Source organism: Kitasatospora sp. NPDC005751 (assembly GCF_040630835.1).
Classification (GTDB): domain Bacteria; phylum Actinomycetota; class Actinomycetes; order Streptomycetales; family Streptomycetaceae; genus Kitasatospora.
In genome coordinates this window covers 111,372-125,296 of sequence record NZ_JBEXYC010000013.1, presented here as the reverse complement: position 1 = coordinate 125,296, position 13,925 = coordinate 111,372, and the positions used below count along the sequence as shown (strand labels likewise).

At 74.7% G+C, this 13,925-nt stretch carries 11 protein-coding genes; 3 read left to right on the top strand and 8 right to left on the bottom strand.

The genetic code is table 11. The features are described from left to right. The first annotated feature begins 42 nt into the window (after positions 1-42). Positions 43-714 (top strand): ATP-binding cassette domain-containing protein, encoded by a 672-nt coding sequence (locus ABZ497_RS15640; RefSeq protein WP_359805413.1) that lies wholly within the window; start codon positions 43-45, stop codon positions 712-714. A 46-nt stretch (positions 715-760) separates the two neighbouring features. Here ABZ497_RS15640 and ABZ497_RS15635 read toward each other — a convergent pair whose 3' ends face one another. Next, positions 761-1,546 (bottom strand): SDR family NAD(P)-dependent oxidoreductase, encoded by a 786-nt coding sequence (locus ABZ497_RS15635; RefSeq protein WP_359805411.1) that lies wholly within the window; start codon positions 1,544-1,546, stop codon positions 761-763. A 126-nt stretch (positions 1,547-1,672) separates the two neighbouring features. Then, positions 1,673-2,602 carry an NADP-dependent oxidoreductase gene (locus tag ABZ497_RS15630; protein ID WP_359805409.1) on the bottom strand — a complete coding sequence of 310 codons (930 nt, stop codon included), beginning with the start codon at positions 2,600-2,602 and terminating at the stop codon, positions 1,673-1,675. A 155-nt stretch (positions 2,603-2,757) separates the two neighbouring features. Here ABZ497_RS15630 and ABZ497_RS15625 point away from each other — a divergent pair, with 155 nt between their 5' ends. Beyond that, the gene (locus ABZ497_RS15625) at positions 2,758-4,167 is read left to right on the top strand and encodes a LuxR C-terminal-related transcriptional regulator (protein ID WP_359805408.1); all 1,410 of its coding nucleotides are present in this window, start codon (positions 2,758-2,760) and stop codon (positions 4,165-4,167) included. A 100-nt stretch (positions 4,168-4,267) separates the two neighbouring features. After that, the gene (locus ABZ497_RS15620) at positions 4,268-4,702 is read left to right on the top strand and encodes a protein-tyrosine phosphatase family protein (RefSeq protein ID WP_359805406.1); all 435 of its coding nucleotides are present in this window, start codon (positions 4,268-4,270) and stop codon (positions 4,700-4,702) included. A 65-nt stretch (positions 4,703-4,767) separates the two neighbouring features. Here ABZ497_RS15620 and ABZ497_RS15615 read toward each other — a convergent pair whose 3' ends face one another. The 6 genes from ABZ497_RS15615 to ABZ497_RS15590 form a co-directional block, all read right to left on the bottom strand. Continuing rightward, on the bottom strand, positions 4,768-5,583 hold the full coding sequence (locus ABZ497_RS15615; RefSeq protein ID WP_352287477.1) for a helix-turn-helix transcriptional regulator: 816 nt from the start codon (positions 5,581-5,583) through the stop codon (positions 4,768-4,770). 300 nt (positions 5,584-5,883) lie between these two features. Further along, a complete protein-coding gene (locus ABZ497_RS15610) occupies positions 5,884-7,185 on the bottom strand; it encodes an MFS transporter (RefSeq protein ID WP_352287480.1) in 1,302 nt (433 codons plus the stop codon). After that, entirely contained in the window at positions 7,182-8,444 is a 1,263-nt protein-coding gene (locus ABZ497_RS15605) for an ATP-grasp domain-containing protein (protein ID WP_329490383.1), read from the bottom strand. Before ABZ497_RS15605 ends, ABZ497_RS15610 begins: the two co-directional genes overlap by 4 nt. A 93-nt stretch (positions 8,445-8,537) precedes the next feature. After that, positions 8,538-10,652, bottom strand: coding sequence for a biotin carboxylase N-terminal domain-containing protein (locus ABZ497_RS15600; protein WP_359805403.1), 2,115 nt, complete (start codon positions 10,650-10,652; stop codon positions 8,538-8,540). 8 nt (positions 10,653-10,660) lie between these two features. Further along, positions 10,661-12,265, bottom strand: a complete 1,605-nt coding sequence (locus tag ABZ497_RS15595; protein ID WP_329490381.1) for a carboxyl transferase domain-containing protein — start codon at positions 12,263-12,265, stop codon at positions 10,661-10,663. Continuing rightward, positions 12,262-13,509, bottom strand: a complete 1,248-nt coding sequence (locus tag ABZ497_RS15590) for an aminotransferase class I/II-fold pyridoxal phosphate-dependent enzyme (RefSeq protein WP_329490380.1) — start codon at positions 13,507-13,509, stop codon at positions 12,262-12,264. The genes ABZ497_RS15595 and ABZ497_RS15590 overlap by 4 nt, the downstream gene beginning before the upstream one ends. Positions 13,510-13,925: the final 416 nt, after the last annotated feature.

Below are 13,925 nucleotides of genomic sequence, written 5' to 3'. Positions count from 1 at the left end.
CCCCACCGCCCGCACCGCCCGAGCGACCCGGGCGAGCACCCGATGACCGTCGAAGCCGCACTCCACGGCGCCCGCGTCCGCTACGGACCGCTGGAGGCCCTGCACGGGGTGGACCTCGCCTTCCCCGCCGGCGCGGTCACCGTCCTGCTCGGCCGCAACGGGTCCGGGCGGACCAGCGTGCTGCACGCCCTGGCCGGGCTGGTCCGGCCCGCCGCCGGCCGGGTGGTCTGGCGGGGGCGGGACGTCACGGCGCTCGGTGTCCACCAGCGGGTCCGGCTGGGGCTGACGCTGGTACCGGCGGAGCGGGCGGTGTTCGCCTCGCTCACGGTGGCCGAGCACCTCGGCCTCGCCGGCGCCCCCGCCGAGGCCGTGCTCGCGCTCCTCCCCGAACTGACCGCCCTGCTGCCCCGGCCGACCGGGACGCTCTCCGGCGGGCAGCAGCAACTGGTCGCCCTAGCAAGTGCGTTGGCCGGCCGGCCGCGCCTGCTCCTGCTGGACGAGCCGGACCGGGGGCTGGCCCCGGCCGTGGCCGCACGGCTGCACGCGCACCTGCTCGACACGGCCGCCGCCGAGGGCCGGGCGGTCGTGCTGACCGCGCGGTCGCTCCCGCGCAGCCTCACCGGCGCGGCCGTCGTCCATGTGCTGCACCGGGGCGAGGTCGGCTTCTCCGGGGAGCCCGCCGAGCTCGTCGGCCGACCGGCCGGGGCACGGTGACCGGTCCGGGGAACCACCCGCGCACACGCCCCAGGGCCGGCGAGCCCTACTGCGCCAGGTACCCGCCGTCCACCGGGAGGACCGCGCCGGTGATGAAGGAGGCGTCGTCGGAGGCCAGGAAGAGGACCGCCGCCGCCACCTCGGCGGGGGTGCCGAGCCGGCCCATCGGGTGCAGCTTCTCGATCGCCGTCAGGTAGTCGGAGCCGCCCGGCTCGTCCTGGAGGCGGCGGACGCGCTCGGTGGTGATGGTGCCGGGAGCGACGGCGTTGACCCGGATGCCGCGGTCGGCCCACTCGACGGCCAGGTGCTTGGTCAGGCCGGACGCCACGAACTTGGCGGGCCCGTAGACGGCCTGGCCGCGCTGGCCGGCCTCGCCGGAGATCGAGGAGAGGCAGACGATCGCACCGCCGGCGCCGCCGGGCCCGGCCATCGCCTCGATCGCGTACTTGCAGGTGAGGAACATCCCCCGGCCGTCGACGGCCATCACCCGGTCCCACTCCTCGGCGTCGGCCTCGGTGATCTCCGACAGCGGGAGCACCCCCGCGTTGGCGACCAGGACGTCGATCCGGCCGTGCCGCTCGACGGCGGCGGTGATCATCCGGCGGGCGTCGTCCTCGCGGGAGACGTCGCCGACCACCGTACTGACCGCCCGCGGCAGCTCGTCCGCGAGCCGCAGCAGACCCTCGGCGTCGAGGTCCGTCGCGACCACCCGCGCGCCCTCCCGGGCGAAGCGTTCGGCCACCGCACGGCCGATCCCGCTCGCCGCACCCGTCACCACGCACGACTTGCCCGCCAGCCGCCCCGCACCCGGGGATTCGATCGCATCAGCCATGGCACCGGACTCTACCGACCGACCGTCAGATGAACCGGTACACCGCGCAGTTGGGTCAGGCCGCGATCGGGGCGGCTCCACCCCGCCGCAGACCGCGGCACCCGGCGGACCGCCCCGGCGCCGGCGTCAGCCGACGGTGAGGACGAGCTTGCCCCGGACGTGCCCCTGCTCGCTCACCCGGTGCGCCCGGTCCACCTCCGCCAGCGGGAACACCTGGTGCAGCGGGAGGTGCAGCGTGCCCTCCTCGTGCAGCGCGAGCACGGCGGCCAGCGCGGGGCCGTGGTGGTGGACGGTGTCCGAGCCGGCGCTGAACCGCACGCCGTACTTGGCCGAGCCCTCGTGGTCGGCGATGGTCAGCACCTGCTCCGGTCCGCCGGCCAGCTCGATCGAGAGCGGCAGGACGTCACCCTGGCCGGCCGCGTCCAGCACCCGGTCCACCCCCTCCGGCGCCACCGCCCGGACCCGCTCGGCCAGACCGTCGCCGTACGTCACGGGGATCGCGCCCAGCTCGCGCAGGTACGGGTGGTTGGCCTCGCTCGCGGTGCCGATCACCCGGATCCCGCGCGAGCGGGCGAACTGCAGCAGGATCGTGCCCACCCCGCCCGCCGCGCCGTGCACCAGCAGCGTCTGGCCGCGCTCCACGCCCAGCAGGTGGAGCGCCCGCCAGGACGTCTCGGCCGCGACCGGGAGCCCCGCGGCCTGCTCCCAGCTCAGCCCGGCCGGCTTGCGGGCCACGTCGCCGGCGCCCACCACGGCGTGTTCGGCGTAGCCGCCGCCGCGGACCGAGCCGAACACCTCGTCCCCGGGCGCCCACTCGTCCACCCCCTCGCCGACGGCCTCCACCACGCCCGCCACCTCGAAACCGGCGACGTGCGGGAAGGTCACCGGGAACAGGCCCTCCATCGCGCCGCTGCGCAGCTTGTGGTCCACCGGGTTCACGCCCGCCGCCCGGACGGCGATCCGGATCCGGCCGGGGCCGGGAGCGGGCAGGTCGATCTCGATCGGGTGCAGCACGTCCGCGCCGCCGAATGCGGAGAAGGCGATGGCCTTGGTCATGGGAGTCCCACTGTCCTTCACTGGTCGGAGAGTTCGTCGGTCTGACGGTCTCCAGCCTGGTCGCGGGAGGGGCGGTCTCCGGCCCGCCGTTCGGCCGGTTCCGCCTGGCCGAACGGCCAGGCACCCGCGCGGACCGGGTGACTAGGCTGGAACCCATGGCGAACCACGGGGCAGGCGACGGGGCGGGAAGCGCGGCGACCGGGCACGCGAGGGCCGGGAACGCGGCGCAGGCCCCGGACGGAGCCGGGCACCCCGGGCACCGGCAGCGCGGCTGGGAGCGCCCCGAGGACGTGCTCGCCCAGGTGGTGGCGGTGCTGGGGGCGCCGAGGCCACAGCTCCTCCCGCGCCTCTCCGGCGTCCTCGCCGATCTCGTCCCGCACACCGCCCTCGCCCAGCTGAGCGGCGTCTGCACCTACTCCCCCGCCCTCGCCCACGGTCCGACCGAGCTCACCGGGCGGATCACCACCCGGGAACTGGCCCGGCTGGCCGAGGCGGTGGCACCCGGTCTGCCCTGGCAGGGCGAGGCGGTCCTGGCGGGCCGGCCGCGGGCGGCCGTCGCGGTCTCCGCCGCCCCGCCCGGCAGCAACGGCGCGCTGCTGGTGCTGGTCCGGACGGGCGGCGAGCGGCTGCCCGACCAGCCGCTCGCCGTCCTGCAGCAGCTCTGGGAGCTGCTGGTCACCCACTCCCACCACCGGGCCGTCGACGCCGCCCCCGCGTACGCCGCCACGTCACGGGCCTCCGCCGGTGCCCGGGCCCGGGCCATCGCCGAGCTGAGCGGCGCGCACGCCTCGGCGCTCTCCGCGATCCTCGCGCCGCTGCGCTCCGCCGCCCTGGACGACGCCACCGCCCGCCGCAGCGCCACCGAGCTGGCCGTCGGCGCGCTGCTGGACCTGCGTGCGGGCGCCGACCTCGACCGGGAGCTGAGCGAGGAGCCCGCCGCCACCGCCTTCGCCCGGCTCGCGGACGAGATCCGCCCGCTGCTGCGGCACAGCCCCGTCCGGCTCGACCTGCCGGCCCCGGCGGCGGGCGGGCGCTCCCTCCCCGCCGAGATCGCGCACACCGCCCGGGCGGCCGTCCGGTCGGCCGTGCTCACCATGATGGAACAGGACGGTCTGACGCGCCTGCACGTGAGTTGGCAGTTCGTCGCGGACGTCCTGCGGGTCGTGGTGCGCGACGACGGCCCGGGCCTGCTCGGCGCCGACACCCTGGCCGTGCACCGGACGGCGGACCGGATCACCGCCGTGGGCGGCCGGCTCGCGGTGGACGCCGTTCCCGGCTGGGGCACCACCGTCACCGTCGACCTGCCGCTGAGCGCCCCGGCGGCGACCGGCGGGCCGGACCCCCTGGAGGGCTTGCAGCCCCGGGAGCTGGAGGTGCTCGACCAGCTCGCCCGGGGCCGGCGCAACCGGGAGATCGCCGGCGCCCTGCTGATCAGCGAGTCCACGGTGAAGTTCCACGTCGCCAACATCCTGGGCAAGCTGGGCGTGACCTCGCGCGGGGAGGCCGCCGCTCTGGCACACCGCGCCGGTCTGCCCGCCCCGACCGGCCTGTACGCGGCCTCCTGACCCGCGCGGACCCGCGGCACGGAACGGCCGGGTGCTGCCACCCGGCCCGGCCCCGCCCGCGACCGCCCGCGACCGGCCGGACGCGCCGTAGGCTCGCCGGATGACCGTCTCCGCCACCTGGGACCCCGCCGCCGCCGGGGTGCTGCGCCTGCCGTCCGGCCGACTCGTCCGGGGCCGCGGTCTGCGGCGGCCGCTGCCGCCCGGGCCGCAACCCGCCTTCGGGCTCTACCTGCTGGGGCACCGGCCGCCGGCCGTCCGCTGGGCGAGCCGCTGGCTCCGCTGGCCGGACTTCCGGCTGCCCACTGACCGGGCCGAGGCGGCGGCCGCCCTCCGGGAGGCCTGGGAGCGGGCGGCGTCCGAGCGGGTCGAGCTGGCCTGCGCCGGCGGGCTCGGCCGGACCGGGACCGCGCTGGCCTGCCTGACCGTGCTGGACGGCGTCCCGGCCGGCGAGGCGGTCGCCTTCGTGCGGGAGCACTACGACCGGCGCGCCGTCGAGACCCCCTGGCAGCGCCGGTTCGTGACGCGGTTCCACTGACGCCGCGCCCGGCCGCCCCGCCCCCGCTCGGACCCCGGGGCCGGCGGCCCCGGGGCACCCCGCGGTCAGACCCCGGGCGGCGGCCCCAGGACGACGAAGCTGAGGTCCGGTCGGCCACCGGGGGTGAGGACCTGGGCGACCGTCTCGATCGGTTCGGGCGAGAGGTGCGGCAGCCGCAGGCCGAAGCGGTCGCCGTCCCGGTTGGCGACCACGCAGGCCCGGCCGGCCCAGAGCCGGCGGCAGAGCGGGTCGCGCAGCACGTCGGTGAGCAGGGCGACCACCGACTCGTCCCCGGGGTAGCGGGCCAGCGCGAAGCGGATCATGGCGAGGGTCATCCGGGCCTGCCACGTCCAGTCGGCGACCTGTTCGCGGGCCTCCGGGGCGGTCAGCACCCAGCGGGCGAAGTTGGCCCCGGGCCTGCTCATCCAGGGGAACCACTCGGCGGCGGCCCGGTTGTGGCCGACGACGGTCCAGGCGCGGTCGGCGATGAAGGCCGGTCTCGGCATCTGCCGGTCGACCAGCTCCTGGAGGGCTGTGAGGTCCTCCGGCCGGGCCGGGCCGGCGGCCGGGGTGCCGCCCATCGCGTAGAGGTAGAGGGTGGCGCGCTCGTCGGCGTCGAGCAGCAGCACGTCGGCGAGCAGCGCCAGCAGTCTGGGGTCGAAGCGGGCGGTGCCGCCTCGCTCCAGGTCGCGGTACCAGCGCTCGCTCATGCCGAGTCTGGTGGCGACGACCATCTGGGGCAGCGGCTTGGCCAGCCCCATTCGCAGGCCGGCCCGGCCTCGCCAGTCGCGTAGCAGACTGGCGAGGCCGGGGAGTTCGGCGGTGGTCGACGCTTCGTGGTCGAGGGGGATGGGGATGCTCAGTGCCTCGCGCAGCACCATGGCTCACTCCGGTCTGTTCCTGCATTCGACGATGACGGCCCCGAGGGGGGACGTGTCGAATTCGGACAGCCCGAAGTACCGGCGCGGCTGATGGTTCGTCAGCCCGGTCGGTGATGACAAGTCCCCTTGCTGAACGGCTGGTTCAGTGGCTGGACCGACATCGGAAAGGCAGACCGGGGAACGTCGCGACCGAGCGTCGCAGCATGAAGTCCACCCCCCGGTGTGCCCGCGTGGCCCTTGACACGCTCTAGGGGGACTGTACTTGCTCGGTTGTGATCGTTCAAGCAACGCAGAGTGACATCAGCCGGTCAGCGCCTCCTGGGAAACGGCCGGTGACTTCTGGATGCCGGTGCGGCCGGCGAGCACCGTCACGGTGGTCGCGCCCGCGAACAGCGCGGCGAGCAGCACCCAGCCGATCGCGCCGGCCGGCAGCAGCAGACCGGTGGCCAGGAACGGGCCGACGATCAGCTGCGCGCTCATGCCCGTGCTGAACAGCGACAGGTAGCGGGAGCGGCCCACCGGCGGCGACAGCTCGTAGGAGATCTCCCAGCGCGAGACGGCGTGCAGGTTCTCCCCCACGGTCAGCAGCGCGACGGCGACCACCGCGGCGGCCAGCGCCAGGTACTTGCCCCGGCCGTCGGCGAAGGCGAAGAACGCGCAGGCCAGCACCAGGAAGAGGCAGGCGACCCGGAGCATCCGCAGCGCCTTGGCCAGCCCCTGGGCGAACCGGGCCACCGAGAGCTGGAGCACCACGGTCAGCACGGTGTTGATCGCCAGCAGGGCCGAGCTGGCACTGGCCGGCAGCCCGGCCCGGTCCACCACCCAGAGCGGTAGCAGGATGAACAGCACGCAGTCGTGCAGCATCAGCACCGCGTTGGCAGCCGTGACCAGCAGGAACCGCCGGTCCCGGTACGGCGAGCCGGAGCCGCCCTCCGCCCCGGCCTCGGCGGGCGCGGCGGCCGGCGCGGCCGACGATCCCGCCACCCGGCCGGCCCGCACCACGGCGAGCGCGACGGCGGCGAAGGCGGCCGCGTTGAACAGGAAGAGCGCGACGAAGGCGGCCCGGGAGTGCGCGGCCTGCACCAGGGCGGCCAGCAGGAAGCCGGCGGTGAGGCCGATGTTGGTGATGGCGCGCAGCGAGGCCATCGTCTTCGTCCGCTCGGCGGCCCCCTCGAACTCGCCGACGATCACCTGGAGCAGCGGTGAGCAGGCCCGCGCGGCGGCGATGGTCAGACAGGTGACGACCAGGTAGCCGGCGTAACTGCCGACCAGGGCGTACCCGATGAAGCCGAGCGCCCGGACCAGCGTCAGCGCCACGTAGACCGGCCGGGCACCGAGCCGGTCCGCGAGCGGGCCGAAGACCAGCGGACTGAGCAGGCCGGCGATGTTGGCCGCGGCGATCGCGGTGCCGACCGCGACCGCCGTGATGTCGAGGTAGCGGACGAAGTAGAGCGTGGCGGTGGCCAGGTAGAGGCCGTTGGCGACCGCGTCCACGGTGGTCCCGGCGGCCATGATCCGGCCCTGCCGGGAGGCGGGCAGCAGCGTGGCGGTCAGCCGGCTCAGCAGGCCGGCCGCCCGGGGCGGGGCGTCCGTGTGCGTCATGCCGGCTCCACCGTCCGGGCCGGCTCCACCGTGAAGCGGACCGAGTCGGCCAGCTCGCGGGCGAGCTTGCGGGCCTGGTCCGGGGTGTCGGCCCCGACCACGATCACGCCCGCCCGGTCCCCGGAGGTGCGCAGCGGGCGGACGGTGCCGCCGGGTCCGACCGCGAGGTCGGCGTAGAGCACGTCCGGGTGGTTCGCCGCCTCCGTCCACCCCTCGACCGCGGTCACCAGGCCGGGCGGCGGGGTGAGGTAGCGGGCGGCGGCGGCCCGGACCGGCGTCGGCGCGGCCTCGTCGCGCGGCAGGCCCAGCAGGTCGTCGTAGAGGAGGCCGAACAGCTCCAGGCCGGGGACGACGTGGGCGAGCATCCGGTGGATCCAGTCGCCGCCGAACCGCCCGTGCACCTCGCCGAGCACGATGCCGTCCGGGCTCAGCCAGAGTTCGACGTGGAAGCCGCCGACGCGCAGGCCCAGCACGGCGAGCGCCGCCTTGACCTGACGCTCGATCTCCTCACGTTGCGTGTCCGGGAGTTCGGCCGGGAGGATGTGGCCGACCTCGACGAAGAACGGCGGCTCCACCTTCTCCTTCTCGGTGACCGCGAGGACGACCGGCTCGCCGCCGAGGAAGAGGCCCTCGACGCTGTACTCGGCGCCCTGGACGAACTCCTCGACCAGGAAGGGGTTGCGGCCGGGCAGCAGCGCGATCGCGGCGGGCAGTCCGTCCGGTCCGGTGATCCGGCTGACGCCCGTACTGCCCATCGCGTCACGGGGCTTGACGATCCACGGCCCGGTGGAGCCGCGCAGGAACTCCGCCGCCTCCGCCTCGTCCGCGCAGAGCCGGACGGCGGGCTGCCGGAAGCCGGCGGCGGCCAGGGCGGTCCGGCAGGCGTCCTTGGTGCGGACCCGTCGGACGGCCTCGGCCGGGTTCCCCGGCAGGCCCAGTGCCTCGGCGGTCTCGGCCGCGGCCACCTGGGCCATCTCCTGGAGGGCGAGGACGGCGTCGAAGCGCTCGCCCGCAGCGGCCCGGTCGCGCGCCCAGGCGGCGGACTCGCCGGGGTTGGCGAAGTCCACCGCCGAGACGGCGCCGGCCTGTTCGGCCACCCCGGGGGTGGCGGCGAGGACGGCCTCCTGGTTCGTCAGGTGGGTCCGCAGCCCGCGCGCGTGGGCCTGGTCCAGGGCGAGCCGCGCCATGTCGAGGCCGAGCGGCACCGCCCGTACCCCGCCGACCAGCAGCAGCTTCCGGGGGGTTGGTTCAGCGGGCATGAGAGGGCTCCTTGCGTGCGTGGTGCGGGGGGGGGTACTACTTCAACTGACCGGGGGGTGGGGCGGATCGGGCGGGTCGGGCGGGTCGGGCGCTCAGGCTTCGGCGTCGAGCTCGACCAGGACCTGTTCGGTCGCCACCAGGTCGCGCACGGCGCAGCGGATCGCGGTGACGACGCCCGAGAACGGGGCGAGGATGCGGTTCTCCATCTTCATCGCCTCGACGATGACGAGGGCGTCCCCCTCCTCGACCCGGTCGCCGACCTCGCACAGCAGTCCGACCACCGTGCCCGGCATCAGCGACTTCACGGCGTTGTCGGCGGCCCCGGAGCCGCCCTCGGCGAAGCTCTGGGCGGCCAGCGCCACCCGGTGCCCGTCGACGGAGAGCTCCCAGCCGGCAGGGCTGCGCAGACCGGTCCAGCGCCGGTCGCCGACGGTGCCCCGGTACAGGCCGGGGTGGCCCGGTACGGCGGCGACCGTGACGGTGAACGGGGTGGACTCGACCTGGACGTCGACGGCGGCGCCGCGCCGTCCGGTGAGTCCGGCCTGCAGCGTCCGCCGGCCGTGCCGCAGCACGACCCGGCCGAACGGCGCGACCGGGTCCAGCCGGTGGCGGTCGAACGGGCCGACCGCGCCGTGCCACGGCGAGGCGGGGGCGTCGTCGACGGGCGGCAGCTGCATCGCGGCCGCGCAGGCCGCGGCGGCCAGGACCCGGTCGGTGCGGCCGGCGGGGCCGGCCGGCTCGCCCTGCCCCGACTGCCCGGTCCCGGTCGAGACCAGGGCGTCCACCAGGTGGGTGTCCATCCGCCCGGCGACCACGGCGGGGGCCCGGAGGAGTTCGGCGAGGAAGCCGAGGTTGGTGGTCAGCCCGGGCAGGGCGGTGTCGCGGACGGCCGGGAGCAACCGGCGCAGGGCGCTCGGGCGGTCCGGGCCGTGCGCGATCAGCTTGGCGAACATCGGGTCGTAGAAGGCCGGGACCTCGGCGCCGCCACCGAAGACGGCGCCGCCGAAGGCCGCGTCACCGCCCGGACCGCCCGCGAAGGCCGGTTCCGGCGCGGCGGAGCCGGACGCGGCCCCGTCGGTGCCCGATCCGGTGTCGTCGAACGCCGCCTCCACCCGGATGCCGGCCGGCCAGCGGACCGCCGCCGCGCGGCCCGGCGCGGGCCGGAAGCCGTCGGCCGGGTCCTCGGCGTAGACGCGGACCTCGACGGCGTGGCCGGTCGCGGTGATCTCGTGCTGGTCGAGCGGCAGCCGCTGCCCGTCGGCGACTCTCAGCTGCCATTCCACCAGGTCGACGCCGGTGATCTCCTCGGTGACCGGGTGCTCCACCTGGAGCCGGGTGTTGACCTCCAGGAAGTAGCAGCGGTCGGTGGCGTCCAGGATGAACTCGAAGGTGCCGGCGTTGACGTAGCCGAGCGACCGGGCGCCGCGGACGGCCGCCTCCAGCAGCTCCGCCCGGACGGCGGGCGCCAGGTTGGCGGCCGGGGCCTCCTCGACGATCTTCTGGTGGCGGCGCTGCAGCGAGCACTCGCGCTCGAAGAGGTGCACCACGTTCCCGTGGTCGTCGCCGAAGACCTGGACCTCGATGTGGCGGGGCCGCTCCACGTACCGCTCGACCAGCAGCCGGCCGTCGCCGAAGTTGCTGCGGCCCAGCCGGACGGCCTCGGCCACCGCCTCGGGCAGCTCGGCGGCCGCGCGGACCACCTGCATGCCCTTGCCGCCGCCGCCGGCGACGGGCTTCAGGATCACCGGGTAGCCGATCCGCTCGGCGTCGGCCAGGATCTCCTCGGCCGACTCGGTGGCCGTCCCGGAGCCGGGCAGCACCGGGACCCCGGCGGCGGCCATCAGCGCGCGGGCGGTCGACTTGTCGCCCATCGCGGTGATCGTGGCGGCGTCCGGGCCGACCCAGACCAGCCCGGCCCCGGCGACCGCCGCCGCGAAGCCGGGGTGCTCGGAGAGGAAGCCGTAGCCGGGGTGGACGGCGTCGCAGCCGGTCCGGACGGCGGCGTCGACCAGCGCGTCGACGTCCAGGTAGCTCTCGGCGGCCGCGGCGGGGCCGATCCGGACCCGCTCGACGGCGCCCGCCAGGTGGGCCGAGGAGCGGTCGGCGTCGGAGTGGACCGCCACGTACTCGATGCCGAGCCGGCGGCAGGTGCGGGCGATCCGCCGGGCGATCTCGCCGCGGTTGGCGATCAGGAGACGCTTGATCATTTCCGTCATCACATCCTGAACACGCCGAAGCGCGTTTCCTGCTTGGGGGCGTCGGCGGACATGGCGAGGCAGAGCGCCAGCCACTCACGGGTCTCGGTCGGGTCCACCACGGCGTCCACCCACATCCGGGCGGCGTAGTAGAGCGGGTGGGACTGGCGCTCGTACGTCTCGATGATGGGGCGCCGGATCGACTCCTCCTCCTCGGGGGAGAGGACCTTGCCCTCCTTGGCGAGCTGGTCGCTGCGGATCAGCGCCATCACCGTCGCGGTCTGCTCGGCGCCGACGACCGTGGACTTGGCGCTCGGCCACATGGCCATCAGCCGGGGGCCCATCGAGCGCCCGCACATCGCCAGGTTGCCGGCGCCGTAGCTGCCGCCGATCACCAGGCTGAACTTGGGGACCTTGGCCGTGGAGACCGCGTTGACCAGCTTGGCGCCGTGCTTGGCGATGCCGTCGGCCTCGTACTCGGCGCCGACCATGAAGCCGTTGATGTTGTGCAGGAACAGCAGCGGGATGTCCCGCTGGGTGCAGAGCTCGATGAAGTTCGCGGCCTTCTGGGCGCTCTCCGGGAACAGCACCCCGTCGTTGATCACCACGCCCACCGGGTAGCCGCCGATGTGGCCCGTGCCGCACACGATGGTCGGCCCGTACCGGGCCCGGTACTCGGCGAGTTCGCTGCCGTCCAGCAGCCGGGCCAGGATCTCCCGGGCCGGGATGTGCTCGCGCAGGCTGGCGCTGACGATGCCGGGCAGCTCCGCCGGGTCGTACAGCGGCGCGCGCGGGGGCTGCGGCGGCGGGCTGAGGGCCGGCCGGCCGTCCCGGGCCATGATCTCCCGGACGATCGACAGGGCGTGCTCGTCGCTCTCGGCGAGGTGGTCGGCCACCCCGCTGACCCGGGTGTGCAGGTCGGCGCCGCCCAGCGTCTCGGCGTCCACCACCTCGCCGGTGGCCGCGCGCACCAGCTGCGGGCCGCCCAGGAAGACCGTGCCGGTGCCGCGGACGATCACCGTCTCGTCGCACATCGACGGGATGTACGCGCCGCCGGCGGTGCAGTTGCCCATCACCGCGGCGATCTGCGGCAGGCCGAGCGCCGACATCTCGGCGATGTTCCGGAACATCCGGCCCAGGTGGTACTCGCCGGGGAACAGCTGCTCCTGGAGCGGCAGGTAGACCCCGCCGGAGTCCACCAGGTAGATGCAGGGCAGGCCGTTCTCCCGGGCCACCAGCTGGGCCCGGAGCTGCTTCTCCACGGTGAGCGGGAAGTAGCTGCCGCCCTTGACCGTGGCGTCGTTGGCGAAGACCACCACCGGGCGGCCGCTCACCATGCCGATGCCGGTGACCAGCGCGGCCGAGGGCACGTGCTCGTCGTACACCTCGTGCCCGGCCAGCTGGCCCAGCTCCATGAACGGCGTGCCCGGGTCCAGCAGTTGGTAGACCCGCTGGCGGGCCGTCAGCTTGCCGCGCTCGGTGTGGCGCCGGCGCGAGCGCTCGTCCCCGCCGGCGATCGCGGCGGCCCGGGCCCGGGCGATGACCTGGCGCTTCTCGTCGAAGGCCGCGGTGTTGCGGCGGAAGACCTCGGCGGAGGAGTCGATGTGCGAGCGCAGGGCCGTCATCGCTGGTCCTGCCCCGGCTCGCGGGCCGCCTCGGCCCGCAGGCCGTCGTTCAGCGCGCCGCAGAAGTCGCGGATCTCGGCCTCGGCCATGTTGGCGCGCAGCATCAGCCGCAGCCCGGCCTTGCCCCGGCCGATCACCGGGAAGAAGATCGGCGAGGTGTAGTAGCCGCGCTCCAGCAGCGATCCGGCGAGGCGGATGGTGGCGTCCTCGGAGCCGATGTCCACGAAGCGGATCGGCAGGCCGTCGCCGTTGAAGGAGGTCTCCACCAGCGAGTCGAAGAGCGCGATGTTGTCCTGGAGCCTGAGCTGGAGCTCCTTGAGCTCCGGGGAGCCGTGCAGCTCCGCGGAGGCCATGATGGCGCCCAGTCCGGCGGTGTTGATGCGCTGCGACCACATCAGCGGGCCGCCGTTGCGCAGCGCGGTGTCGCGGCGCTGCTGCGAGCCGTTGCGGCCGAGGAAGATCGCGCCGCCGGAGGCACCGAAGCCCTTGTTGAGCGAGGTGATGATCAGCGTGCGGTCGTTCATCCCGCCGTTCGCCGCCATCGCCTCCAGCACGGCGCCCCGGCCGCGCTCGCCGACGGTGGAGACGCCGTGCGCCTCGTCGAAGAACAGGAACAGCCCGTACTTCTCCTGCAGGCGCAGCAGTTCGGGGATCGGCGCGGCGCCGCCGGTGCTGTAGACGCCGTCGGCGACGTAGGCGACCTGCGGGTGCTTGCGGCAGAGGTCCTCCAGCGCGTCCACGTCGTTGTGGGCGATGGTGGCGATCTCCGCCTCGTCGGCCACCGCGGGCTTCATCGCGTTGAGACAGAAGTGCGCGTTCTTGTCGAAGACCATGAGCGGCGCGACGCCGTCCGTCAGCAGCCCGGAGGCCAGCAGCGGCAGGCTCGCCCAGGCGGCGGCCGCGCAGGAGGCGACGGTCAGCGCCTCGACGTCGAACAGCTCGGAGAGCGCCGTCTCGGCGTCCCGCAGCGATCCGAACCGGATCCGCATCCGCGAGGTCGAGCTGTTGAGCGCCCCTTCGGCGAGCACCGCGTCGGCGGCCGCCCGCACGATCCGCGGGTGGGTGTCGAGGCCGAGGTAGGAGTACGACGACATGTTCACGAACTCGTGGCCGTCGGCCAGCGTCCGGTGCCGCCCGTCGCCGAGGCCGGACACCACGATGTCGAACATCCCGGCCGCGGCGGTGACCTCCCAGAAGTCGTGGCTGATTCGCGCGGACTTCTTGATGTTCATGTATGAGTGCACGCCAGATTCCTTGTTGAATTTCGGTACGGAAATGCCGGGCCCTCCCCGGGGCCTTTTCGGCATCACAAATTCCGGGTGATCAGGCGTACTCGTGGAAACCGCGTCCGGACATCCGTCCGGACTGGCCGGCGCCGACCGTCCGGCCGCTCGCATGATCCAGTGATTCCTGCACCGCTCGCTCTGCCGGCCCCGGAGTCGATCGCTATTTGGTCCGAAGAGCTGCGCGGCTCCCCGGCGATTGAAAGAATTCAATACGCTGCGACGACTGTCAACCGGAAGATTTTTGCCGCCTCGCAAAACTGGACAGACCACCATCCGACGGGTGCACCGGAAATTATTTGCCGGTCGATCGCCATTGACGCGCGCCCGATCACGGACTCCGTCCGCGCCGCCCGGCGGCCGGCCGGAAAACCGGG

Bases quoted from the DNA above. Each gene is read 5' to 3' on its own strand.
- ABZ497_RS15640 (WP_359805413.1), top strand. From the start codon at position 43: ATGACCGTCGAAGCCGCACTCCACGGCGCCCGCGTCCGCTACGGACCG.
- ABZ497_RS15635 (WP_359805411.1), bottom strand. From the start codon at position 1,546: ATGGCTGATGCGATCGAATCCCCGGGTGCGGGGCGGCTGGCGGGCAAG.
- ABZ497_RS15630 (WP_359805409.1), bottom strand. From the start codon at position 2,602: ATGACCAAGGCCATCGCCTTCTCCGCATTCGGCGGCGCGGACGTGCTG.
- ABZ497_RS15625 (WP_359805408.1), top strand. From the start codon at position 2,758: ATGGCGAACCACGGGGCAGGCGACGGGGCGGGAAGCGCGGCGACCGGG.
- ABZ497_RS15620 (WP_359805406.1), top strand. From the start codon at position 4,268: ATGACCGTCTCCGCCACCTGGGACCCCGCCGCCGCCGGGGTGCTGCGC.
- ABZ497_RS15615 (WP_352287477.1), bottom strand. From the start codon at position 5,583: ATGGTGCTGCGCGAGGCACTGAGCATCCCCATCCCCCTCGACCACGAA.
- ABZ497_RS15610 (WP_352287480.1), bottom strand. From the start codon at position 7,185: ATGACGCACACGGACGCCCCGCCCCGGGCGGCCGGCCTGCTGAGCCGG.
- ABZ497_RS15605 (WP_329490383.1), bottom strand. From the start codon at position 8,444: ATGCCCGCTGAACCAACCCCCCGGAAGCTGCTGCTGGTCGGCGGGGTA.
- ABZ497_RS15600 (WP_359805403.1), bottom strand. From the start codon at position 10,652: ATGATCAAGCGTCTCCTGATCGCCAACCGCGGCGAGATCGCCCGGCGG.
- ABZ497_RS15595 (WP_329490381.1), bottom strand. From the start codon at position 12,265: ATGACGGCCCTGCGCTCGCACATCGACTCCTCCGCCGAGGTCTTCCGC.